A 25688-nucleotide genomic window follows, 5' to 3' on the forward strand; every position below is an offset into this window, starting at 1 on the left:
CTGCTTCCCACGGTGAAGACTAATATGATGAGAAAGCAATGAAGAAATTTACTCTCCCCCTTCTGCTCCTCAGTTCACTCCTCGTCTTTTCGGCTTTTTGGATGCTCAATATCAAGGCTGAATTCGACAGAGTTGAGACGGAATATGCCGTGCAGATACAGTCGACGGCTGCCCATCTGGTCGAAATTGCTGATGCGGTTTTCGAACAATACAAAAATATCTTTCTCACTCTGGCCAGAACCAAGGTAGTCAAGGAACAAGATAACGTAAACACGACCGAACTTTTTCAAGAACTGAGAAAGGCCTTTCCGGAAATTGCCAATTTTGCCGCCGTCGATGCCTCAGGCAGCTTTTTTGCCTCGGCCATGCCCATCGACAGGAACAAGCCGCCATCGGCCAAGGATCTCTATTTTTTCAAGAATCTTGCCGCGGGCCAAGATTTTTCAGTTATGGAGCCACACCTTGGTCCCGTTTCCGCCCAGCATGTTACTGGAATCGTAGTGGCCTTGACCGATTCCCAACGGCAATTCAACGGTTTGGTTGGCGCCACTTTTCCCGTAGAGGTGTTCACCGCAAGATGGGAAGAGCTGTTGGCAAAACAGCCCGTTGCATCGGCTATGGTGACCGATGGCAACGGCAAGCCTTTTTTTGCCCGTGGGCCATTTTTCCCTGAAGGAATGGGCACCGTCGAACAAGCTGGGTACAACGACCTGAAGAATCTCCAGCGTGATCTCCAAGAGGGCAATGGTCTGAAGTATGCGCATTATTCCCGGCAATCGTCTCTCTCCGGTTGGACCATGCACATCGTCTCTCCGCCGGGGATCCAATTTGCTACCTACCTCGCCGGCCACCTGGAAATAATCGCCCTCGGCACCCTGCTTCTTCTGATGCTGGCCTGGACTGCCTTGCTTATCGCAAAGAATGCAAAAGACGCAAGATTATTAGGGAAAAGCGAGGAGCTGCTGCGCTCGGTTCTGGACAATTCCCGCGACGGCATAAACATGCTCGATCTTCGCACCGGCCGGTACCTGTTCATCAACGAAGCACAGGTGGTGCTGACGGGATTCACCGCGGACGAGATCAATGGCATTACCGCCGAGGAGACCTACGACCGCGTTCATCCAGATGACCGGTATATCTTTGTCGATCAGCAGCGGCAGGTCATCGAGGGTGTAAACAGTGAAAAACCTGTTGAGTACCGGTGGAAAGTCAAGAGCGGTGAGTACCGTTGGTTCAGCGACCGGCGTAGTCTGGTGCGGGACAAGGATGGCAAGCCCGTCGCGCTGGTTGGCATCAGCCGCGACATCACCGAGCGCAAGCAGGCTGAGGAGAGAATTCGGAAAAGCGAAGCCCGTCTGCGGGAAAGCGAGCACCATTTCCGTACCCTGGCCAATAGCGATCTGGCGCTGATCTGGACCGCTGGACCGGATAAACTGTGCAATTATTTCAACGAGCCCTGGCTGCGCTACACCGGCCGCACCCTGGAGCAGGAACTCGGCAACGGCTGGGCGGAGGGCGTTCATCCGGAAGATTTTGACCGCTGCCTGAACATCTACACCAGCCATTTCGACCGTCGTGAAGCCTTCTCAATGGAATATCGGCTGCGCAAGGCGAACGGTGAGTACGGCTGGATTCTCGATCTGGGTAACCCGCGCCATGACAGCGAGGGCAATTTTACCGGTTATATCGGTTATTGCTATGACATCTCCGACCGCATCCGCGCCGAAGAAGAGAAGAAGATTCTCAACGCCCAACTGCAGCAGGCCCAGAAGCTGGAGGCCATCGGCACCCTGGCCGGAGGCATTGCCCACGACTTCAACAATATTCTCGGGGCAATAGTCGGCTACTCGGAAATCATCCACGATGACTTGCCTGCCGGTTCACCAAGTATCCATGATATCGATCAGGTAATAAAGGCCAGCCAGAGGGCCAAAGACCTGGTCAAACAGATACTGGCCTTCAGCCGCCAGGTTGAAGACCGGAAAATACCCATGCAGCCGGCGGCGATCGTCAAGGAAGCCATCACCCTGCTGCGCTCCTCGCTGCCGGCTACCATTACCATCAAACAGGATATTGATCCCGAGGCGGGAATGGTCCTGGCCGACCCAACCCAGATCCACCAGATTGTCATGAATCTTTCCACCAATGCCTTCCACGCCATGGAAGTCAAGGGGGGTATTCTCACCATTTCCTTACGGAAAAAAATCCTTACCGGCAACGATCTCGCCACCGAATCGGAGCTGCAGCCAGGGACCTTTGTGCAGCTGTCGATCAGGGATAGCGGAGAGGGCATTTCCCCGGGTATTCAGGAGAAGATCTTCGACCCCTTCTTTACCACCAAGGAGGTTGGCAAAGGCACCGGCCTGGGACTCTCCATGGTCTATAGCATCGTCAAAAGCTGCCATGGATCGATTGCCTGCGACAGCCGGCTGGGTGAAGGAACCGAGTTTCGTATCACTTTGCCTGCCCTGGAAGAGGATCTTGCCGTACAGGACAATGGATCGACGGACTTCATCCCATCCGGCAAGGAACATATCCTCTTCATCGACGATGAAGAAATGCTGGTGGAATTGGGCAAGGCCATGCTCGAACGGCTCGGGTATCATGTGACGGCCAGAAGGACCAGCCTCGATGCCCTGACGACATTTCAGAACCAGCCGGACACCTTCGATCTGGTCATCACCGATCAGACCATGCCGGGCATGACCGGCTTTGATCTTGCCCGGCGTATTCTCCAGATACGCCCGCATATGCCGATTATTCTCTGTACCGGATACAGCAGCCTGATCACTGAAGACGTGGCCAAGGCCGCCGGAATCAAGGGGTTCGCCTTGAAGCCTCTGGCCAAGAAGGACATCGGCGAACTGATCAGAAAGGTCCTGGATGTGAAAAACTCTTGATTGGCCTTGTCGCCTGATGAAGATCCTTATGATATATTTGTTTCAAACTCAGGTGTCTCTTCATGTTCAGTTGCGCCGCCATGATCATCACCCACAACGGCGTCCTCGGTTACAGCAGTCATTTTGAGCACGATATGAAAGCAAGCAGAAGTATGCATACGGCGGGACTACTTTTTCTCTGCGTGGTCTTGCCCTCCTGCGCCAGGGATACCGCGCAGGGTCCGGTAAAAGAATACCCGGTGGCAAAGGAATTTTCCTTTGCGGTACCCTTTGAAGACGCCTGGAAGGGTACTATCCGGGCCGCCTCGGAAGAGGAACGGATAATCACCCTGGAAAGGGAGGCCGGTGTCATCGTCACCGAATATCGGCCGGTAAACCATCGTGTCCAGCCCCTGGTTGCAGGGTCGTTGTTTGGCGGTGTCTATAAAAACGGCTATACCATCACCCTGCGGGAGATCGGGCCAAAAGAGACCCTGGTCGGCATCCAGGCGAAAATGTTTTTGGAGCAGGTAACCGGCCATAGCTCCGAGCAGACGGATGATTCCCTTACCAGCTATATGCGCCAGGAACTCTTCCGGAAGATCTGCCTCAATCTTCTCCCGGACAAAAGGAAATGCCCGGAACTCTTCCCCGATTACCATATGCTGTCGGTGTCCTGCCCGGCCGGGCCGGCACCTGAGGCGGAGGGAGGGGCGGTGGCTCGGCCGGCATCCCTGCCGGAAAGCGCTGCCACAGCGAAAAGGGCCTCGATCAAACAGGTGCAGCAGGCCCTCGTCAAGGCTGGTTACACCCCTGGAGCGGTGGATGGACGTCTGGGGCCAAAAACCCGGGCCGCCATTGCCAGCCTGCAGGTGGAAAAAGGCCGGGAGGGGACGGGGGAACTGGACTGGCCGACGATGCAGCTCCTCGGTTTTTAGGGAGGCGCCTTTTCACCGGTGCTTGTGGCGTTTGTCGAGGTAATCGACTCCTTCCTTCTCCAGATCTTCCAGCTTGGCCTCGACCATATTGCACAGGGTCTTCAACACCTTGATGCGGGCGAAGTTCTTGTCGTTGGCCTCAACCAGCGTCCACGGAGCGAGCATGGTGCTGGTCCGGTCGACCATGTCACAGACCGCCTGTTCGTACTGCGGCCATTTCTCCCGGTTGCGCCAGTCCTCTTCAGTGATCTTGAAACGCTTGAAGCCGGTTTTCTGCCGGTCTTCGAAGCGGCGCAGCTGTTCGTCCTTGGTAATCGCCAGCCAGAATTTCACCACCAGCAGATGGTGGCGGACCATCTGCGCCTCGAAATCGTTGATCTCGCTGTAGGCCCGCATCCAGTCGGCCTCGGCGCAGAAGCCCTCGATACGTTCCACCAGCACCCGGCCGTACCAGGAGCGGTCAAAGATGGCGACCCGACCTTTGCGCGGCAGCTGCCGCCAGAACCGCCACAGATAGGCCTGGGCTCGTTCCTCCTCGGTGGGGGCGGCTATCGGGACAACCTGGTAATAGCGGGCGTCCAGGGCGCCGGTAATGCGGCGGATACTGCCACCCTTGCCGGCGGCATCATTACCCTCGAAGACCACAATCACCGACATGTATTTAAACTTGGGATGGCGGGTCAGGGCATTCAGCCGACCCTGGTACTTTTCCAGTTTGATCTTGAAGGTGTCCTTGTCGAGGGCCTGCCCCATGTCGAGGGTTTTGAGGAGATGCAGGTTGTCGATGGACGGCAAGAGGGGCGGTGCCAGGACCTTCGGCGGGGCCTGCTGTTCCTGCTCCAGCCGATCCTCTATTGCCTTGAGAATGACCTTGCCGACGGTCAGACTACGGTAATTGGCATCCGCGCCTTCGACGATCAGCCAGGGGGCCTCGGCGGTGCTGGTGCGGCGGATGACGCTTTCATGGACTCGCTGGAATTTGTCATAGTCCTTGAAATGCTGCCAGTCACGGTCGGTTACGCGCCAGCGGGTCAGCGGGTTCTTTTCCAGGGACTTGAGGCGTTTTTGCTGTTTGTCTTTAGCAAGATGCAGCCAGAACTTGATGACTAGCGCGCCTTCATCGACCAGCATCTTCTCCAGTCGCTTGGCCCGCTCCATGCTCTGGTCGAGGTCGGCATCCTTGGTGACACCGTTTACCCGGTTGAGGATCGGCCAGGTATACCAGGAGCCGAGGAAGACGCCGATCTTGCCTTTCGGCGGCAGCGACCGCCAGAAGCGCCACATCATCGGCCGGTCAAGCTCCTCGTCGGAGGGTTCGCCCATGCCATGGGCCTGAATATGGCGCGGGTCCATCCAGCTGTTGAGGAGATTGACGGTGTCGCCGCGTCCCGCGCCGTCCAGGCCACCGATAAGGACAATCACTGGGAATCCGGCGGACTCCGCCAGTTCGATCTGGGCATTGAGCAGGGCCTCGCGGAGGAGTGGGACCTCCTTTTCATACACGGACTTTTTAATCTTGTGACCCAATTCGGCGGATTCAAACATGCATCTCTCCTGGGGTTTGCGAGTGCTTTGGGTAATCAGATCTTGCGGTATCAAGCTGCCCTGGAGGCAGGTCTTGCGCAAAGAAAACGGATACTTTTGCAGCATAAACGTGATTTTGGTGAAGATGCCGCTGGTCTTGCTAATAATTCCATGACTGGGGTCTTGTCGGAAAATAGCCGACATTACCTGTAATCTTACACCTGATTTAACGGGCAGGGCAAGATGCTCCGGGAAAATGAGAGGAAGAAATCCGGGGCGTGGAGATTATTTGTGACAATAACCTCGCTATTCTTCACTTCCGTTTTCTTCGACCCTTCCTGGCGAGTTGTATCCGAGTGTACTGCAATTTGACGTTTAGCTACTGCGATGATAGGCTTGGAGTTTGATAAAAGTTGAGGAAATGGAGTCCAAATCGTCGCCCTTGTTTCGAAGCACCATAAAGAGGAGTCACTCGAAGATGATTGTTCGAAACATGAAGTACTCAATGACCCTCATAATTCTGTGTCTTTCGGTTCTGATCTTTTCTGGGGATGCTTTGGCTGAACGGAACCAACCCAATATCCTCGTTCTCAATTCGTATCATCAAGGGGAAAACTGGACCGATAATGAAATTGCTGGAATTTTCAGTGAATTACTGACGCAGTATCCCACTCTGGTTCCCCTCGTCGAGACGCTTGATACAAAACGGTATCCCTCGCCGGCTCATCTTGATTTTCTGAAAGACTATCTGCTGCGCAAGTACCAGGACCGCAGAATTGACCTGATCATTGCCCTGGACAATCCCGCTCTCAACCTTATCATCCAAAACCCTAACGAGCTGTTTCCTGATGTTCCGGTAGTCTTTGCCGGTATCAATGGTTTTCATCCGCAAATGCTCGTGGGGCGGAAAAAGATCACCGGTGTTGTTGAACGGCAGGATGTGGCCGGCACTGTCAAAATGGCACTGGCGATGCATCCCGAGGTGTCGAGGGTTCTCGCTATCCACGATTACACCGCCAGCGGTCTGGCGGTACGGCAGGAAACCGAAACAGCCCTGGCCCAATTTGCCGGCAAATTGCAGATCAGCTATTCGGCTGACCTTCCTTTTGATGCCTTGCGTGAAGAGCTGCAAGAAATGCCGGATAACGGACTGGTGCTCATCCTCAGTTATGTCACGGATAAAGCCGGCCGCATCTTTACCCGGGAGGAGAGCACGCGGCTGATTACCTCGCTCAGTTCCGCACCGGTCTACGCCATGCACGAAACCCGCCTTGGCTTTGGCATCCTGGGAGGATTGCTGCTTGAAGGCAAAGAACATGGCCGCCAGGCGGCGCGCCTTGCTTTCCGTGTGCTTCAGGGCGAAGATCCGGATACAATTGCCGTAGAGGAAAGCCTATCCCGGAGCATCCTTGATTATGACGGACTTCGCCGATTTCAAGTCCCTGAAGATCTCTGGCCCCACGATGCGGTAGTGATCAATCGGCCGGTTTCCCTATGGAGCCGCCACAGAAATGTCCTGATTCCGACGATCGCAGCGATTATTATTCTGCTGGGCTTGTCATCGATGCTTCTCGGTACAGTTATCCGGCTGCGGCGTGCCAAGAAGACCATTCGTAAAAGTGAGGAGAAATATCGCGTTCTTTTCAACTCATTTCCCCTTGGCATTACCGTTTCCGATCAGGATGGGAAAATTGTCGAAACCAATGCCATGGCCACCACCTTATTAGGTGTACCCAAGGAAGAACACGAAAAACGGCAGATCGATGGCGCCGAGTGGCGTATCATCCGCCCGGACGGCAGCCCCATGCCGGTTGCTGAATATGCAAGCACTCGGGCGCTGCAAGAGAAGCGGTTGGTGGAAAATGTCGAAATGGGAATCGTTAAACCCGGTGCGGAGATCACCTGGATAAACGTAACGGCAACACCGCTGAACCTGGAGAAGTACGGCGTAGTCGTCACCTACGTCGATGTCACTGCGCGGCGAAGTATGGAGGCGGAAAACAGGCGCTTCAAGACTATTTCCGACAACTCGGTTTACGGCAAGGCGATTGCCGATCTGGAAGGTCAAGTGCTGTATGTAAACCGGATTTTTGCCAATATCCATGGATATGAACCGGAGCAACTGCTTGGCAAACATCTGTCGGTATTTCACAGCCGGGAACAAATGGCAGCCGTTGACCGTCTCAATGCTGCCATGATCCGGGAAGGGTACTTCCCGACCACGACCGTTTGGCATCGTCACCTGGATGGCAGGGAGTTCCCGATGCTGATGAGCGGTGTCCTAATCAAGGACGATTACGGCAATCCCCAGTGCATCGCTGCCTCGGCCATCGATATATCCGCGCAACACCAGGCGGAGCAGGCCGTTATTCAATCGAATAAGCTCCTGCAAACCATAATAAATACAGCTCCCATGCGAATTTTCTATAAGGATAGAGAGTTGCGCTATATTGGCTGTAATGACGCCTTTGCCAGGGATGCGGGAGTTAGGAGTCCAGAGGATCTCGTCGGCAAAGATGATTATCAGCTGGCCTGGAAGGAACAAGCGGAGTTGTATCGAGCCGACGACCTTCATGTTCTTGAATCCGGCATGCCTAAGCTCTTCTACGATGAACCGCAGACGACGCCGGAAGGAAAGCAGATATGGCTTCGCACTTCAAAAGTTCCGCTCCTGGGTGACGCCAATGAAATCATCGGTGTCCTTGGTATGTATGAGGATATCTCCGATTGGAAAAAGGCAGAAATCGACAATTCGAGATTATTGTTACGGCAGCGGGCAATATTGGATAATTTGCCGATGATGGCATGGCTCAAGGATACCGAAAGCCGTCTGGAGATGATAAACGAGCCCTACGCTCTTACCTGCGGCCATACAATCGATGAATGCATTGGTAAAACCGATCTCGATTTATTTCCGGAAGAAATGGCCAAAGGCTTCATGGCCGATGATCTTGAGGTTTGCCGCTCCGGCCGGAAAAAGCAAACTGAAGAAAAGATATTTTCCCCCGAGGGCATTAAATGGCACCTCACTTATAAAACCCCAATTTACGATGAACACGGATTGGTCATAGGTACAACAGGGATTGCCCAGGATATCACCGAGCGCAAGCAGGCGGAGGCGGAGCGGGAGAAACTCCAGGCCCAGCTGCAGCAGGCCCAGAAGATGGAGGCCATCGGCACTTTGGCCGGAGGCATCGCCCATGATTTTAACAATATTCTCGGAGCCATCCTCGGCTATGCGGAGATGGCCCAGGAGGACAGCCCAGCCGGGTCGATACTGAGAAACGATATTGACCAGATTGTTACAGCAAGTCACAGGGCTAAAGAGCTTGTAAAACAGATCCTCGCCTTCAGCCGCCAGGCGCAGATAGAGCGTATTCCTTTGCAACCTGCTTTAATTATAAAAGAAACCTTGAAGATGCTGCGTTCTTCGCTGCCGTCGACCGTTACCATTCAGCAGGATATCGACCAGGAGGCGGGACCCCTTCTCGCCGATCCGACACAGATCCATCAAGTAATGTTAAATCTGTGCACCAACGCCTTCCACGCCATGGAGGAAGGCGGTGGCATTCTGAGTATTTCCTTGAAAAACCGGGAGCTTACCCGTGAGGATCTGGCAAGTGAGCCGCACGTCCATCCGGGGCGTTTCGTGCAGCTGTCAATCGGCGACACCGGCCCGGGGATAGCGCCGGAAATCATGGAAAAAATATTTGATCCGTATTTCACCACAAAAGAGGTGGGTAAAGGAACCGGCATGGGGCTGGCCATCATCCATGGCATAACCAAGAGCTACAAGGGCTTTGTCAGCTGTCACAGTACCCTCGGTGAAGGGACGATTTTTCATGTGTTTCTGCCGGTTGTTGCCGACCCGGCGCTACTCGAAAGCGAGTCCGCATCACTTGATCTCACCCAACTTGGCAATGAGCGGATTCTTTTTGTTGACGATGACGAGATCCTGGCGGAAATGGGCAAAGGTATGCTGGAGCGCCTCGGCTACCGTGTGACCGTCAGAAGAAACAGTCTTGAAGCATTAAACACCTTTCACAATCAGCCGGATCAATTCGATCTGGTCATCACCGATCAGACAATGCCGGGCATGACCGGCAGCGATCTGGCCCGGCGCATGTTGCAGATTCGGCCCGGGATGCCGATCATTCTCTGTACCGGTTACAGCACCCTCCTCTCGGAAGACAAAGTCAAATCGCTGGGGATTAAAGGCTTTGCCATGAAGCCGCTGGCCAGAAAGGATATCGCAATGCTTATCCGGGAGGTACTTGCCGGAAGCGTATAGACAGGCAATCCATCCGTGTCATGCAAATGATCTGCAAACTGGAGAAGTGTCCGCCCTCGAAATACCTTGCTTTTCCCGGCGTTTTTCTTTATCTGAGAAGCCAACTATGACGCAATAATGCTTTTATGACATCGCCTGCAGGTGGCGGGTTCTTCTTGTTTTTTTGTTGCTATACCGCAAGGGCCGGTTTCGTTTGAGCAGACAATCAGCTCAGCTCAGCTTTATCCTGCCGGCATGCGTCCTGGTGGCGCTGTTATTTGTTCGAGTGGACAGCACCCCGCTTTTTCTCCCACCAACGTCTATCCAAGGAGGACACCATGGCCGTTCATGTTGCCGATCATCCGCTGATTAAGCATAAGCTGGGCCTTATGCGTCAGCATGATATTTCCACCAAAGACTTTCGCGATCTGGCATCAGAAGTTGCCAGGCTCCTGACCTACGAAGCAACCAAGGGCATGGAGACCCAGAAAAAGACCATCCAGGGCTGGGCCGGACCGGTTGAGGTGGAGGAGATCAAGGGCAAAAAGATCACCATCGTGCCCATTCTCCGCGCCGGACTTGGCATGATGAACGGTGTCATTGATATGATTCCTTCCGCCAAGGTCAGCGTTGTCGGCTATTACCGCAATGAGGAAACCCTCATGCCTGTTGAATATTACGTGAAAACAGCCTTGAATATCGAAGAGCGCACCGCCCTCATTCTTGATCCGATGCTGGCAACCGGCGGCACCCTCCTGGCCACCATCGAAACCCTGAAGAAAGCCGGCTGCAAGACCATCAAGGGACTGTTCCTGGTGGCCGCCCCTGAAGGCATTGCCAAGATCACCGCCGCCCACCCTGATGTCGACATCTATGTGGCGGCAATCGATGAGCGATTGAACGAAGTAGGGTACATAATACCCGGGCTGGGCGATGCCGGAGATAAGATTTTCGGCACCAAGTAGCCAATACAGGTCAATACCATTATACAGAAGGAGAAATGTGTTATGTCTAAAAAGAAGCTTGCCACTGATTACTGCTTTCGACTCAGTGACAGCCTGCTGGGGGCCCAGATGCTCTTCGTGGCCTTCGGCGCCCTGGTACTGGTTCCGATCCTGACCGGGCTCGATCCGAATGTCGCCCTGTTTACGGCAGGTCTTGGAACCCTGGTTTTCCAGGTAATCACCAAGGGAAAGGTGCCGGTTTTCCTGGCTTCCTCCTTTGCCTTTATCGCACCGATCATTTACGGTGTCCAGGCCTGGGGCATTCCGGCCACGATGTGCGGTCTGGCTGCAGCCGGTGTCGTTTATTTGATAATTAGTCTTCTCATCAGTATCTTTGGCTCGGATGTGCTGCAGAAAATTCTGCCGCCGATTGTTACCGGACCAGTGATTATGGTTATCGGTCTGGTGTTGGCGCCGGTGGCCGTCCATATGGCCATGGGTCGGACCGGAGATGGTTCCGCATGGCTGGTGCCGGAAAAAACCGCCATGATCATTGCCGGCGTATCGCTTGTCACCACCGTGTTGGCCTCGCTGCTTGGACGCGGCTGGCTGAGGCTCATCCCGATTCTCTGCGGTATTATCGCCGGGTATGCCACCTCATGGGTGCTCGACATAAGCGGATTCACCGCCTCGGCGCAAACTGCTTTCGTCGCCGGTGATCTCCAGGGTCTGAAGAACTTGACCGCTCCGGCGCTCATCTCCATGCAGCCGGTGGCGGAAAAGGCATGGCTGGCCATGCCTGCTTTTACTTTTCCCGAGTGGCGCTGGGAGGCAGTGCTTTTTATCGTGCCGGTGGCAATCGCCCCGGCGATTGAGCATGTCGGCGATATCCTGGCGGTGTCGTCAATTACCGGTAAGGATTATGTGAAGGATCCCGGTATCCACAAAACCATGCTCGGTGACGGCATTGCCACATCGATCGCCTCGCTGCTCGGAGGTCCGCCGAACACTACCTATTCAGAGGTAAGCGGCGCGGTGGCGCTGACTAAGGCCTTCAACCCGGCGATCATGACCTGGGCGGCGCTGTGTGCCATCATGCTCTCCTTTATCGGCAAGATCGGTGCTCTTTTGGCCACCATTCCAGCACCGGTAATGGGCGGCATCATGATCCTTCTTTTTGGTATGATCACCGTTGTCGGTATCAACACCCTGGTGCGGGCCGGTAAGGATCTCACTACGCCCCGCAATCTCATCATTGTCGCGGTAGTTCTGGTTTGCGGGATTGGCGGCATGAAGTTTTCCGCCGGCAGTTTTGCCATTGAAAAAATTGGTCTTGCCGGCATTCTCGGCTTGCTTCTCAACCTGATCCTGCCCAAGGAAAGAGCATAGGCTTGTACCCATCCCGTCTATATGCCGGATAGTCCGGCATATAGACGGGGCCTTGCCCTGTGAATACTCGTTTGGAAATAACACCACAATTGCCGAATTACTCCCCCTCGCGACAGCCCAAGGCGCAAGGCGGCCGCATCCATGTCTCCCCGATCTCCGGGGTAGCCGTCAAGTCAGTCGCCGGTCCCTGAATTATAAAATTCACCGTCAACGGCAAAGAGGCTGTTGGTTTCCTGATACCTGTTGCCGGGCAAGATGATATTTTTTTATTTTCCAGTTGATATGCTGGTTGATTCCACATCCTCTAGAAAAATTTGAGAACAAATACTATTCTTCTCCTGTAAATTATGAGATAAAGCTGAGTAGAGTAGCTTGTCTGCTCAAACGAAACCGGCCCTTGCGGTATAAAGAAGGGAATTCCAGCCGGAATTGATCACCGGCTGTCTTCTAAAAGGCTTTTTCGAGGCAGCCAACAATAAAGAGAGAACTTGAGGTGCACCCATGTTGACCGAAAAATATGAGAAGTTCCGAAGAAAGATTGCCGGTAGCATTGCCGCAAAAAATATTATCACCGATCCCCTGCGGACCATAACCTACGGCACCGATGCCAGTTTTTACCGGCTGGTCCCGAAGATCGTCATCAATGTCGAAAACGAAAAGGAGGTGCAGCTGATCCTCCGCGAGGCGCACAAACTGAAGCTGCCGGTGACCTTTCGCGCCGCCGGCACCAGCCTTTCCGGGCAGGCGGTCACCGACTCCATCCTGGTGCGGCTGGGCCAGGGCTGGCGCCGCTACCGGGTATTTGATAAGGCCATGAAGATCCAACTGGAGCCGGGGATAATAGGCAGCCATGCCAATGCCATCCTGGCCGAGTTCGACCGCAAGATAGGGCCGGATCCGGCCTCGATCGACAGCGCCAAGATCGGCGGCATCCTCGCCAACAATGCCAGCGGCATGTGTTGTGGGATAGAACAGAACAGCTACCAGACCCTTGATTCGATGCGGGTGGTCCTGGCCGATGGTACCGCCGTTGATACCGCCGAGGACAAAAGCCGGGCGGAGTTTGCCCGGACCCACGGCGCCATCCTTGAAAAACTCACAAAACTGCGGCAGCGGGTGCTGGATGATGAGCAGCTGGCCGAGCGCATTCGTTATAAGTTTAAAATTAAGAACACCACCGGCTACAGCCTCAATGCCCTGGTCGATTTTGCCGACCCCTACGACATCATGATCCATCTGATGATCGGCAGTGAAGGAACGCTGGGATTTATCTCCGATGTCGTCTATCGAACCGTGGTCGAACACCGCCATAAGGCCAGCGCCCTCATCTTCTATCCCGATGTCAAGACCGCCTGCCAGGCCATTCCCCTCCTGCGGAAACTGCCGGTTGCCGCCGCCGAGCTGATGGACCGGGCCGGGCTGCGGTCGGTGGAAGGGAAGCCGGGTATGCCGGGGTATCTGACCGAGTTGGGGAGCACGGTCACTGCCCTGCTCGTTGAGACGCGGGCGGAGTCCGCGGATATCCTCTCGGCCCAGATCGGTCAGATCTGTGAGGCAATCAAAGAGCTGCCGACGGTACGGCCGGTTGCCTTTACCGATGTGCCGGCGGAATACTCCGCTTTGTGGAAGATACGCAAGGGATTGTTTCCGGCGGTCGGCGCGGTGCGCAAGACCGGCACGACGGTCATCATCGAGGATGTCGCCTTCCCCGGCGAGCACCTGGCCGATGCCGCCCTCGACCTACAGGCACTACTGAAAAAATATGGCTATGACGAGGCGATCATCTTCGGTCACGCCCTGGACGGCAACCTCCATTTCGTCTTCACCCAGGATTTTTCCAGCCGGGCCGAGGTCGACCGGTACCGCGATTTTATGGCCGAGGTGGTAACGCTGGTGGTGGAAAAATATGACGGCTCGCTGAAGGCCGAACACGGCACCGGCCGCAACATGGCGCCCTTTGTCCAGAAGGAGTGGGGCGATGCCGCCTTTGGTCTGATGCGCGAGATCAAGGCCATCTTCGATCCCTTCAATCTCCTCAACCCCGGGGTCATCCTCAACGAGGACGCCATGGCCCACATCAAAGACCTCAAGCCGCTGCCGGCAACCCACGAGATTGTCGACAAATGCATCGAGTGCGGTTTCTGTGAACCGATCTGCCCGTCGAAGGACCTGACCTTTACCCCGCGGCAAAGGATCGTCGGGCGGCGGGAGATCAGCCGGAGAATGGCTAGCGGCAGCGACCCGAAAAAGGTCAAGGAGTTTGCTAAGGCCTATCGCTATCCCGGCAAGGACACCTGTGCCGCCGACAGCCTCTGCTCGACCCGCTGCCCGGTCGGCATCGATACCGGTAAAATGGTCAAGGCGATGCGCGAGGAGGCAAACGGCAAACTCGGCAATGCCATTGCCGATTGGGTGGCCGGCAATTTCGGCGGAATCGCCAAAACCATCAGCGCCACCCTCAATACCGTCGATTCCTTGCACAAGATCACCGGGACGCCGTTTATGGAGACCGCCTCAAGCCTTGCCAGAAAGGCGACACTCGATCAACTGCCCCTCTGGAACCGGGAGATGCCCTCCGGTGTGCCGAAGATTGCAACCGATACCGGCGTTTTTGGAGGTGAATTGCGCGTGGTCTATTTCCCCAGCTGCGCCAGCCGGTCGATGAGCGGCCCGGCCAGGGAGGATACGGAGCGGGACGCCCTGCCGGTGAAGACCAAGTCCCTATTGCGGAAGGCAGGCTATGAGATTATCTATCCGGCGGGCCTCGATGGCCTCTGCTGCGGCCAGGCCTTTGAGAGCAAGGGCTTCATGGCCCAGGCCGACCAGAAATCAAGGGAGCTGTCCGATGCCCTTCTGGCGGCGTCGGACAACGGTAAGATCCCGGTGCTCTGCGATACCAGCCCGTGTTTTTACCGGATGCAGGCGACGCTCGACAAGCGCCTGCAACTCTTTGAACCGATCGAGTTCGTCCTCACCTTCCTGATGGACAAACTGAAACTACGGCAACTGGATGTCAAGGTGGCAGTGCACCCGACCTGCTCGACCAGAAAACTGGGCCTGGAGAACAAGCTCGAACAGCTGGCCAGGGCCTGCGCTCGCGAGGTGGTGATGCCCGCCGATATCTACTGCTGCGGTTTTGCCGGCGATCGCGGTTTTAATTTTCCGGAACTGAATGAGGCGGCCCTCAGGGACCTGAAGGACCATGTATGCACCTGTGATGCGGGATATTCAACCAGTAAAACCTGTGAGATCGGTCTGTCCCTGCACGGCGGCATCCCGTACCGGTCGATCCTCTACCTGGTGGACGAGGCGAGCGAAGCGCTGTCGTAAGGCACATCACGCGCCACTATTGCGACAGAGAAGGAAGGTGATGCATGGCTGTGGTCTGCAGGGCTTCATCCCTGCCGGGGATGGAGATACTCTCTTGTCCCAATAACCGGCAGTTCACGCCGCATCTGCCTGACGGTTATGTCCTCTGGCTCAACTCCGAGGCCGGTGAGTAGTACCATATCCAGGGCAGCAGCGGCATTCTTCAGCCGGGCTCGATTTCCATAATCGAGCCCGGCCTCATCCATGACAACCGTCCTTACCCGGCGCAGCGGCGGCATTTGCGCGATCATTCAGAGTTTTGTCGCAGAATATCAGCAACAGAAACATATTTGCAGCAGCTTGGGGATTCCCCAGGTTGGTTTTGCCGTCGCTGCTGATCCGCTTTTTAAAAAAAATGTTGATTACCGGGAAGGGATGGTTACGGAGTACCGGCCGATCTCAGCGTCAGCGGCCAGATCTTAGGTTAAAGTGCTTTCATCCAACCGGTGATGGCCTTCTTCTTGTCGTCTGGAAAATCACCGTGTACCTGGTCGTACAACCAGCGCAGGGATTTAGCCCGCAAGCTGTTGCGAAACGCTTCTTCCGCCTCCTGGATAACCACCTTGATCAGGCATGGACATTTGTCGGTAAAGACCGATGGATCATCGACAAAGATATTCTTTTTGCGAATCTCGGCGCATTGAAAAAAATAGGAGGGACCCTCGATAGCCTCAATAATGTCCCAGAAGGAGATTCCATCCGCGGGTTTAGCCAGCTCATAGCCTCCCTTAACGCCTGGAACGGAACGGACGATCCCCGCCTTGCTCAGCCTGGCAAAGACCTTTGACAGATATGTTTCGGTAATTGCATTCAATTCTGCGATCTGTCTGATGCCGACGGTCTTTCCCTGAGGGAGGTCGATCATATAAAATAGTGAGTGAAAAGCGTACTCTACCCCAACACTGAATTGCATCTCCGGTTCTCCCCTGTGTAGTTGACGGTTAAGCATAAAAAATACCTCACCGGTGAGAAATTGTCTTGACGATAATTTCAGGCATGATAAAAGATATCGTGGATAATTAATGTCCATAATATAAAACAATCTGAGGAGAACACAAATGTTTGATGACAAATTTAAAGAGGTCGTAAGTAAAGAGGGTGTTGTATCGATAGTGTCATGCGCCGATAACGAAGCCCACGTGGTAAATACCTGGAATTCTTATCTGGTTCTCGCAGACGAGGCGAGGATCCTTCTCCCGGCCTGGGCCATGCGAAAGACCGAAAAGAAGGTGGACAAGAATCCCCATGTGCTGCTCACCCTGGGAAGCAAAGAGGTGGCGGGGCGCATGGGTCAAGGCACGGGCTTTCTTGTTACCGGTACTGCCCGATTCGTAAGCTCCGGGCCGGAGTTTGCTATGATGAAAGAAAAATTCTCTTTTTTGACACGGGTCCTTGAGGTGACGGTTTCCTCGGTAAAACAAACCATTTAAGGATGCGACTTGGGAGGTAGTCTTGCTCCGGCAAAGGGTGGGATGCAGGGCGGGAAATGCTCCCGGCCTGCATCCCGCGGCTGATTAATGGTCCATGTCTTGCCGCTATTTTGCCGGCATGCGGCGGCTTTGCCATTCATCCTGCAGGGCATGTACGGCCGGCAGTCCGCCGTAGCAAGTCAAGGTGTCATTGAATTCTTTCATTACCTGGCCTTTCCAGTACCATGGATCCTCCCAATACTTGACCGGTGGATTCATGCCATATATCCGATACAGTTCAGAAAACTCAAAATCCTTGTATATCGGGCTGTCGTGCCCAGTATGCAGGGTTATGGTGTATGTATCAAGCCTACCGCCCCCTACCGTTGCGTATCGTTGTTTCATTTTCAGAAAATAGGAGGAGACCAGCTGGTACATCGGCACATTTTGGACTGTGCCGTCGTCTCTGCTGTAGGAATAGATATCTTCGGTGCCTGCCAAGCCCTTGCTATCGACCTGGTTTTTCAGCAATACAGTCGGCCGCCATTGACCAAGAGCGAAGCCGTGGTCGGGATACTGCTTCATATATCTGTCGGAGAGATCATCTGCGGCATCGTAGCCGATTCCCGGCAGGACTTTGTGCATATTGAATTCAAAGCCGTAACTCTCAAGGTCCTTTCTGGAAAACCAGGTATTGCGAAAGATGATTTCATTCCTTTCCGCCTCGGTGATGGGGGCCGGACCGCTTGCGCCGGGTGAGCAGGAAAAGGCATTGGAAAAATAGTCGTTTGCGTAAATATCGTCGGTATGCCAACAGTAGAGTCCATCCGTGCCCTGCCAGTGCCAGGCGAGGCCGCTGTGGGTGCCGGAGCTCCAACTTATGGTATTATAGGGGATCTCCCGGGTTGCCACGTAACGGAGTGGAATGTTGACGCTTCTTGCCAGGTCCTTGAGCATCGCCGCGGCACCGTGGCAGCCGCCTACCATCATGTAGCCGTAGACCCCGCTCTCTGAAGTCTTCTTAATTAATCTACCGATTAAATAGATCGAGCTTTGATAGGATTGCAAGGGGGGGCCGTGGTAGGCATAGTCTTGCAGCCATGCGGTCAGTTTCACCAGGGTATCCCGTTCTCCGTTGCCTATGAGATTTTGGCCCCGGGCGAAGGTATTGCCAACTCGGGGGTCGCAGAGTGCCGCAAGAGAGCGCCGGTATTCATTGAGTAATTGATAATCCCGACCGGCCTTGATTCCGGACGGAAGAACATTGCCTTCCGGCAAGGGCTTGATTGGGGCAAAATATCGCTCGGACGACAAAATCTCCTGAATTTCTTCATCTGGCCGGGCGAAAAGCTTCCAGGGCAGGGCGTCGCTGGCCTCAAGATACAAGGCATGCGCCACATGGGCCAGATAGGTGGTCAAGGCCCTCTGGCTGGAAAAATAGACCTGCCGATTGCCATCAACAAGAGTGAACATAGTGTCGGCATATTTACAGAAATTCAGGGCTTGATTAGGCCAGGGGCCGGTTCCATTGGACTGAATCAGGCGCTGAAAGAGATTGTTGAGCTGTTGTTTGCGGGTGGCAGGCCACTCATCGAAAGGTTCCGGGCTGCCGTCGCCTTTCTGCCAAATTATATTGCGCCGCAAGGGCTTGCAGCCGGTAAGCCGCTGCTCCAAATCGGTGGCACCGTTTGCATTGGGCCGGGGGCCGAGGAGACAAATCTCAAAGTTCGTCTGCGGCGGCTTTACTTGCAGCTTGGAGGGATCGCGGGGATCGACGATCTCGCCATGGCCGGGACGCACGACCGGTGAAGTATCAGCCGCGGCGCCGCCGGCAAAACAGTTCCATATCAACCATACTCCAATGAATACCGGCAAAAGGAATCTCACCAAAAGCTCCTGGTTGCGTGTCCTAGGGCTGCTAGTGCGACTGCCTGGCCGATGCGTTGTGTTTGCCGGCCATGACGATCTCGCTCAAGGCTGCAAACGCTCGACCTTGTCGTGCACCTGCTCTTCCGAGTCGGCATACCTGCGGGCAATCGCGTAAAAATCCTCGGTAATCGCCAGAAAGGCATCGACCATGTCCGGGTCGAAGTGGCTTCCCCGCCCTTCGCGGATGATGTCCACCGTTTTCTCCTGGGAAAATGGCGGCTTGTACACTCGCCGGCTGATCAAGGCGTCGTAGACATCGGCGATGGCCATCAGCCGCGCCGCCACCGGGATGGCGTCGCCGCGCAGCCCTTCGGGATACCCCGAGCCGTCCCACTTCTCGTGATGCCCGTAGGCGATCTCTTGGGCAAAGACCAGAAAATTGCTGGCCGTCGTTATGGTGTGGATGGCGGCGGCGATGGCGTCCCGCCCGAAGCGTGGGTGCTCCTTCATCCGGGTGAATTCCTCGTCGGTCAGTTTGCCCGGTTTGAGGAGGATGCTGTCGGGGATGCCGACCTTGCCAATGTCGTGAAGCGGCGCGGATTTAAAGAGCATGGTGATGTTTTCGGGAGTGAGAAATTCGCTAAATCTCGGATGCTCCTTGAGGCGGAGGGCCAACAGCCTGACGTAGTGCTGGGTGCGCCGGATATGGTTGCCGGTCTCGGGATCGCGGGCCTCGGCCAGGGAGCCCATGGCGACCATGGCGACGTCCTGCAGTTCCTCCATCTGCCGGGTCCGTTCCACCACCTTCTCTTCGAGGACCTCGTTCTGCCGTTGCAGCTGGTCCCGCGCCGCCTTGAGAGAGATATGGGTTTTCACCCGCTCGCGGAGGATGGCCGGGCTGATCGGCTTGGTGATATAGTCCACCGCGCCAAGGGCCAGCCCCCGCGTTTCCTCCTCCTCCTCGGTCAGCGCGGTGAGAAAAATCACTGGAATATCGCGGGTTCTTGGGTTGGCTTTGATCCGTCGGCAGACCTCGTAGCCATCCATCTCCGGCATCATGATATCGAGGAGAATCAGATCGGGCGGCTGGCGATCGATGATCTTCAGGGCCATTGGCCCGTTCACCGCCGCCTGGATCAGGTAGTCGGCGGAAAGCACCGCCTTGACGACATCGATATTGGCCGGGGTGTCGTCAATCGCCAGGATGGTAGCACACGGATGTGACTGGTTCATGGTGGGCCTCCTTTTTACTGCTGTGCCGTCAACGGCATATCGCCCTGACGGCTATTACCTCACTACTCTAGGACATCGGTGGCACGTCGAGCCCGGTCCGCAGTCTGGCCAGCAGCTCTTTTGCTTCGTCGAATCGGTAGCTCTCGAGCAGCTGGCCGAGTTCCACCGCCTGTTGCTGCAGTGGTGAAGCCTGCAGACCGGCAATCAATTTTTCGCTCCATTCGCCGGCCGAGGCATCGAAATTGTCGATACGCCGGTCTAGTTCGTCGAGGAGGTCGGCGATCGTCTCGCGGCTCGGGCCGGCGGCCGATGGCGGCAGCTCGCCGGCGGCCAGAGCCGCCTCGATGATCCGGAGCGTAGCGTGCAGCCGCTCTTCGACCCTCTGAAGGAGAGAAGCTGCCACCTCCCCGTCGCTTGCCGCCAGCCGGGCCTCCAGCTCTGCCGCCTCCTCTTGCAGGGCGGTGGCGCCGATATTGCCGGCCACCCCCTTGAGGGTATGGGCCTCACGCCGGGCGTCAAGCCGCTGGCCGGCGGCGAGACTTGCTTGCACCCTGGCCATCGCTTCGGCCTCGCCGGCCACGAATTTCGCCAGGGTCTTGCGATAACTCCGGACACTGCCGCCCATCCGGGCCAGGGCCCGTACCGTGTCGAAGCCGGGGAGCTCAGGCATCGCCGCCGCCTCGTCCTCCGCCGTGGGCGGCTCCGCCAACTCCGGCAGGGGCCTTTCGCCGGGTCTGATCCAGCGGGCCAGGGTATGGTAGAGCTGAAGAGGATCGATGGGCTTGCTGATATGGTCGTTCATTCCGGCGGCCAGGCTTTTTTCCCGGTCCTCGGCCATGGCATTGGCGGTCATGGCAATGACCGGCAGGGCGGCGAAGCGGCCGTCGGCGCGGATCTCCCGGCTGGCGGCATAGCCATCCATCACCGGCATCTGGATGTCCATCAGCACCGCGTCGTAGGCGCTGCTTTTGACCATCGCCACCGCTTCCTTGCCGTTGCCGGCGATATCGACGAACAGCCTCGCTTGGGCGAGCAATTCCGCGGCCACCTGCTGGTTGATTTCGTTGTCCTCGACCAGGAGGATCCGCGCCCCGCCGATACGACTCAGCACCTCCGGCGTCAGGTCGGCGGACCGGGGTTGGGTCCGCTGCCGGGCCACGGGATGGCCGAAGATCTCCATGATGGTGTCGAAGAGCACCGACTGGTTGATCGGTTTGACCAGAAAGCCGTCGAGCCCGGCCTTTTTCGCCTGCTGCATCACCTCTTCCCGGCCGTAGGCGGTGACCATGATGATCGTCGGAATTGCGGTGAGCTGGGGATGCCGGCGAATCTTCTCCACCGTCTCGATACCGTCCATGCCGGGCATCTTCCAGTCCATCAGCACCAGTTTGAACGGCCGGGTGCCATCACTTGCCAAGAGCGCCGTCACCGCCTCGGCTCCGGAGGCTACGGCGGTCGGAGCAAAGCCCATGCTGGTCAGGCTGTCGCTGAGGATGTCACGGGCGGCCTGGTTGTCGTCGACCACCAGGACCGGCATATCCCGGAAATCGGCGGCCAGGCTGCGCGGTTCGATACGGGCTTTTTGCCGGAGGCCGAACAGGGCGGTAAACCAGAAGGTACTGCCTTTGTCCGGCTGGCTCGACACGCCGATTTCTCCGCCCATCAGTTCGGCCAGACGTTTGCAGATCGCCAGACCCAGGCCGGTGCCGCCAAAGCGCCGGGTCGTCGAGGAGTCGGCCTGGCTGAAGGACTGGAAGAGCCGGTCGCACTGTTCGGTGGTCATGCCGATGCCGGTATCGTGGACGGCAAAATGCAGCATGGCCCGCTCGTCATCGCGCCATTTTACCCTGATGGTCAGGACGATCTCTCCGCGTTCGGTGAACTTGACGGCGTTGCCGGCCAGATTGATGAGGATTTGTCCAAGGCGCAGGGGGTCGCCGACCAGCCCCATCGGCACCTCGCCATCGACCTTGAATAGCAGCTCCAGGCGTTTTTCCTCGGCCTTGACCTGAACCACGGTGCCGACACTGTCGAGGACATCCTCAAGCAGGAAATCGGTCTGTTCGATATCCAGACGCCCCGCCTCGATTTTCGAAAAATCGAGGATATCGTTGATGATCCGCAATAACGACCGGGCCGAGCTATCGATCTTCTGCAGGTAGTCGCGCTGCTTCGGGGTAAGTTCGGTGGCCAGGGCGAGGTGGGTCATGCCCATGATGGCGTTCATCGGCGTGCGGATCTCATGGCTCATATTGGCCAGGAAATCGGATTTGGCCCTGGTCGCCTGTTCGGCTGCGTCGCGGGCCTCGCGTAGTTCGGTGATGTCCACCATGACCCCGATCAAACCGCCGCGCCGGCCATCGGACAAATCAAAACCGGCCAGCCAGTAGAGGACATGATGGTCCCGGCCATCGGCAAAAGGAAGACTCAGCTGCCGGCGCCGCATCCCGCCGCTGGCGATCAATTCGCTGGCCTCGATGTGGTGGTCGGTACGGAAGTCCTCCGGAAAAACCTCGAGATCGACCATGGTCTTGCCGATGACCTGGTCGCGATCAACCCCGAAAGCGGTCTCATAGGCGCGGTTGCAGCCGGCGAAACGGGCATCGGCGTCTTTGATGAATATCGGGTTGGGGATGGTGTCGATCAGCGCCGCCTGGAACATCACCTGGTCCTTGACGAGGCGCTCCGCCTCGCGACGCTTGCTGATGTCGTCGACCACCCAGAGTACTCCGGCCGTCAGGTCGGGGGGTAGCCGCCGGTCAAGGGCCTTGCCGGACAGCGAACACCATATCCCGGTGCCGTCCTGGCGTGACACCAGCCGCTCGATCTGCACCTGGCGACCTTCGGCAAGTTTGGGCAGATATTCCTTGGCAAACAGGGCTTGATGGCCTGGGCTCAGGTGAATTTCCGCCGCCGCACCATCAACTTGCCCGGGCGAGCGTTTTTGGTAGCCGAGGATCTCCGTAAGCCTGGCATTGCCGCGATACCCGTCCGGTCCGTCGCGGACGAGGAGGATGCCAACCTGGGCATTGTCGAAGATCTGTTGCAACTCACCGCGAGTCAGGCGCAGTGCCTCCTCAACCCGTCTCCGTTCGGCGATCTCGGCGGCGAGACGGCGGTTCCACCAGATCACCAGCGAGATGACGATCAGGGCGGTAAACGACAGGCCCCCGGCGATACGGCGCACCGCTGTCCAATCCACCCGGGAATGGATATTGACGTTGCTCCAGCGATCGTAAAAGGCCAGCCGGTTTTGTCGGGGCAGGATGGTCAGGGCCTGGTCGAGGATTTTGACGAGTTGCGGCCAGTCCTTGCGCACCGCGAAACATAGTTCAAAATTGTAGGCGGTGGTCGCGGCGATCTTCAGGCGATCCAGGGATTTGGCGCGCATGGCATAGGTTGTCGAGGCGAGATTGTCGAAAGCGGCATCGGCCTCCCCGGCGGCCACGGCGGCCAGACAATCGCCGAGATTGCCGTAGCGGCGCAAATCGATACCCGGGAAATCACGGCGGAGAAATTCCTCTCCCATATAGCCCTCCGCCACTGCCACCCGCTTGCCCTGTAAATCGGCGAGTCCACCGACAAAGGGGGCATCGACCCGGGTGACGAGAATCATCGGAATGGTCAGATAGGGCTGGGTGAACAGGAGATGGCGGCGCCGCTCCGGAGTCGGACTAAAGGCGGCGATGACATCGATTTCGCCATTTTCGACCCGGCGCATGATCTCCGTCGAATTGGCATTGGCCAAAGGGGCCATGGCGACGTCGAGGGTGGTGTTGAGCCAGCCGACGTACTCGGAGACGACTCCCAGGTATTCGCCGTGCTCGTTGATCGCCTCGAAAGGCAGCCAGTCCGGATCGATACCAAGGCGCATCTGCCGATGGCCGGCCAGCCATTGACGATCCGCCGTGCCAATCCGCACCACCGCCTCGAAACCGTCGACGTCGCCGACATACTGGTTGCGGATCTCGTTGACTTCCCGGTCAGAGACGGTTTCCAGGCCCTTGACGAGAATGTCATGGAGCATGTGGGCATCGCCGCGCACGCCGATCGCCAGTTCCATCGGGTCTTCCTCGACATAGCCAACCAGCCGCAGCCCCTTGATGAGATAGCGGTCGACAAGATAGCTGCCAACCGCATCGACGCCGAGATAGGCCGCGGCCTGGCCGACTGTTACTGCCTTAAGCGCCTCCAGGGTGGAGGGATGGCGGAGCAGGTTGATGCCTGGATATTTTTTGGTGAGTTGTTCGGCCAGATAAAAATCCTCTTTCACCGCCACGGTCTCACCGTTGAGATCGTCGATGGTCTTGATACCCTCTTCCCCGGATCGTACCCAAATGCCGATGAGCGAGCTGAGATAGGGCCGGGTGAAGAGAAACTCCCGGCTTCGCTCGGGAGAAGGGCTCATCCCCGGACTGACATCCAGAGCCTTATTTTTGAGCATGCCGTAGAGCACCGGCCAGGGCTCGCTGTGAATTTCGGGGCGCAGGCCGACCCGTTCGGCCACCAGGCGAAAGATGTCGGCGGAGATGCCCCGGTAACTTCCCGAGCTGTCCAGATACTCGAAGGGCGGCCAGTTGCCGGTTGCGGCCACCCGCACCACCGGATGTTCGGCGACATAGGCCTGCTCTTCCTCGGTCAATTCGGCGGTAACCTTGGCGGTGCCGCCCTTCGTCCATTTTTGTAGGATGGCCAGGTGCTCGCCCTGGCTGATGTTTGCCAGGGCCTTGGTGAAGATCCCCGCCAATTCCGGGAGATCCTTGCGGGTACCGATGGCCAGGACCGACCCGGCCTGATTGAGCCGGCCCATGATGCGGAGATTGGTGAGCAGATCCCTGGTAATGAGGTAGCCGGCCACCGCCCGGTTGCCGGCGTAGGCCTCGACCTCGCCTTGCGACACCGCGGCCAGGCAGGCGGCGGTGTCGGCATACTGGCGAATGGTTACCTCCGGATGATTGTCGTGAAAGTGTTTGACACCGTAAAAGCCCTCTTCCATGGCCACCGTCTTGCCGGCAAGCTGCGCCGCGTCGGTATAATAGGGGCCCTCGGCCCGGCCGACAAAGACATGGGGAATAGTGAGGTACGGCTTGGTGAAGTTGAGATAGGCCTCCCGCTCCGGTTTCGGTGAGACGTCCATCAGGGCGTCGAGCCTGCCTTCCCTAACCGCCTGGAGATTGTCCTTGAACGGCCCGGGAACGATGCGCACGGTGAGGCCGAGCTTGCCGACGAGGAGATGCAGGAGATCGGCACCGATGCCCACCGGTTCGCCTCCCGGGGCGACGAAATTAAGCGGCGGCCAATCGTTCATCACCGCTATGGAGACCATTGGCTTGCTCTGCAACCAGGCCTGTTCGGCGGGAGTGAAGGCAAGCGGCGTGTCCTCGGCAGCTGCCTTGCTTTCGCTGGGATTTGAAGCCGGTTCGGTGGCGCCACCGGCGGAGATGGTAAGGGACAGAAGGGTACAAAGCAACACTGCGGCAATACGCCAGTTTCTGGCGGTCTTCTTCAACCACGCGCATTTTTGCGGCTTTTCCGGCATTTTCCCTGCGACCGAGGCTAGTGAAGGTGAAACGCAATCGCTTTCTCCGGGCGGGCCACACAAGGCCCTGCTGGGCGAAGGGCGATCTCAACCAATGAAATCATGCTACTCTTTTCCAGGCGGCTTTGACAAATATTTTACGCTAAAAGCAGGAAGTCTTTCCAGAACAAATTTATCAAGACAGTAATCGGCCAAAACATCGGTGAAACGGGATAGTACTTACCCGGATTTTTCGGGGATACGCGCCTGGTGGGGTGCAGTCCAGGCACTGTTGTTGCCTTCTTGATTTCTGTAGATGCCTAGCTGGTAACTATTGCTTTGAAGT

Annotated in this window: 13 protein-coding genes; 7 read left to right on the plus strand and 6 right to left on the minus strand. The window is 56.6% G+C overall.

Going from position 1 to position 25688, the window contains the following annotated elements:
* Window positions 1–38 precede the first annotated feature (38 nt).
* Entirely contained in the window at window positions 39–2900 is a 2862-nt protein-coding gene (locus tag OEL83_03945; GenBank protein MDK9706182.1) for a PAS domain S-box protein, read from the plus strand.
* A 62-nt stretch (window positions 2901–2962) separates the two neighbouring features.
* The gene (locus OEL83_03950; GenBank protein ID MDK9706183.1) at window positions 2963–3817 is read left to right on the plus strand and encodes a peptidoglycan-binding protein; all 855 of its coding nucleotides are present in this window, start codon (window positions 2963–2965) and stop codon (window positions 3815–3817) included.
* A gap of 12 nt (window positions 3818–3829) precedes the next feature.
* Here OEL83_03950 and pap read toward each other — a convergent pair whose 3' ends face one another.
* Window positions 3830–5362: a polyphosphate:AMP phosphotransferase gene (gene pap / locus OEL83_03955; GenBank protein MDK9706184.1), complete on the minus strand. Its 1533-nt coding sequence runs from the start codon at window positions 5360–5362 to the stop codon at window positions 3830–3832.
* A 484-nt stretch (window positions 5363–5846) separates the two neighbouring features.
* Between pap and OEL83_03960 the strand changes: the two genes are divergently transcribed.
* From OEL83_03960 to OEL83_03975, 4 genes are all read left to right on the plus strand, one after another.
* A complete protein-coding gene (locus OEL83_03960; GenBank protein ID MDK9706185.1) occupies window positions 5847–9632 on the plus strand; it encodes a PAS domain S-box protein in 3786 nt (1261 codons plus the stop codon).
* A 317-nt stretch (window positions 9633–9949) separates the two neighbouring features.
* On the plus strand, window positions 9950–10576 hold the full coding sequence (gene upp / locus OEL83_03965) for a uracil phosphoribosyltransferase (GenBank protein MDK9706186.1): 627 nt from the start codon (window positions 9950–9952) through the stop codon (window positions 10574–10576).
* 42 nt (window positions 10577–10618) lie between these two features.
* Window positions 10619–11944, plus strand: a complete 1326-nt coding sequence (locus OEL83_03970) for a uracil-xanthine permease family protein (GenBank protein ID MDK9706187.1) — start codon at window positions 10619–10621, stop codon at window positions 11942–11944.
* A gap of 501 nt (window positions 11945–12445) precedes the next feature.
* Window positions 12446–15274 (plus strand): FAD-binding oxidoreductase, encoded by a 2829-nt coding sequence (locus tag OEL83_03975; GenBank protein ID MDK9706188.1) that lies wholly within the window; start codon window positions 12446–12448, stop codon window positions 15272–15274.
* A gap of 65 nt (window positions 15275–15339) precedes the next feature.
* On the opposite strand, the gene OEL83_03980 is transcribed toward OEL83_03975, so the two are convergent.
* Both OEL83_03980 and OEL83_03985 read right to left on the minus strand, forming a co-directional pair.
* Window positions 15340–15564 (minus strand): hypothetical protein, encoded by a 225-nt coding sequence (locus OEL83_03980; GenBank protein MDK9706189.1) that lies wholly within the window; start codon window positions 15562–15564, stop codon window positions 15340–15342.
* Window positions 15565–15737: 173 nt separating this feature from the next.
* Window positions 15738–16226, minus strand: a complete 489-nt coding sequence (locus OEL83_03985; protein MDK9706190.1) for an Rrf2 family transcriptional regulator — start codon at window positions 16224–16226, stop codon at window positions 15738–15740.
* 145 nt (window positions 16227–16371) lie between these two features.
* On the opposite strand from OEL83_03985, the gene OEL83_03990 reads away from it, so the two are divergent.
* Window positions 16372–16743 carry a pyridoxamine 5'-phosphate oxidase family protein gene (locus tag OEL83_03990; GenBank protein ID MDK9706191.1) on the plus strand — a complete coding sequence of 124 codons (372 nt, stop codon included), beginning with the start codon at window positions 16372–16374 and terminating at the stop codon, window positions 16741–16743.
* Window positions 16744–16848: 105 nt separating this feature from the next.
* Here the strand turns inward: OEL83_03990 and OEL83_03995 are convergent, their stop codons facing one another.
* From OEL83_03995 to OEL83_04005, 3 genes are all read right to left on the minus strand, one after another.
* Window positions 16849–18609 (minus strand): hypothetical protein, encoded by a 1761-nt coding sequence (locus tag OEL83_03995; GenBank protein ID MDK9706192.1) that lies wholly within the window; start codon window positions 18607–18609, stop codon window positions 16849–16851.
* 84 nt (window positions 18610–18693) lie between these two features.
* Complete coding sequence (locus tag OEL83_04000) at window positions 18694–19824, minus strand: two-component system response regulator (GenBank protein ID MDK9706193.1); 1131 nt, start codon at window positions 19822–19824, stop codon at window positions 18694–18696.
* A gap of 67 nt (window positions 19825–19891) precedes the next feature.
* Entirely contained in the window at window positions 19892–25363 is a 5472-nt protein-coding gene (locus OEL83_04005) for a transporter substrate-binding domain-containing protein (protein MDK9706194.1), read from the minus strand.
* Window positions 25364–25688 lie beyond the last annotated feature (325 nt).

This window comes from Desulforhopalus sp. (assembly GCA_030247675.1).
GTDB lineage: Bacteria > Desulfobacterota > Desulfobulbia > Desulfobulbales > Desulfocapsaceae > Desulforhopalus_A.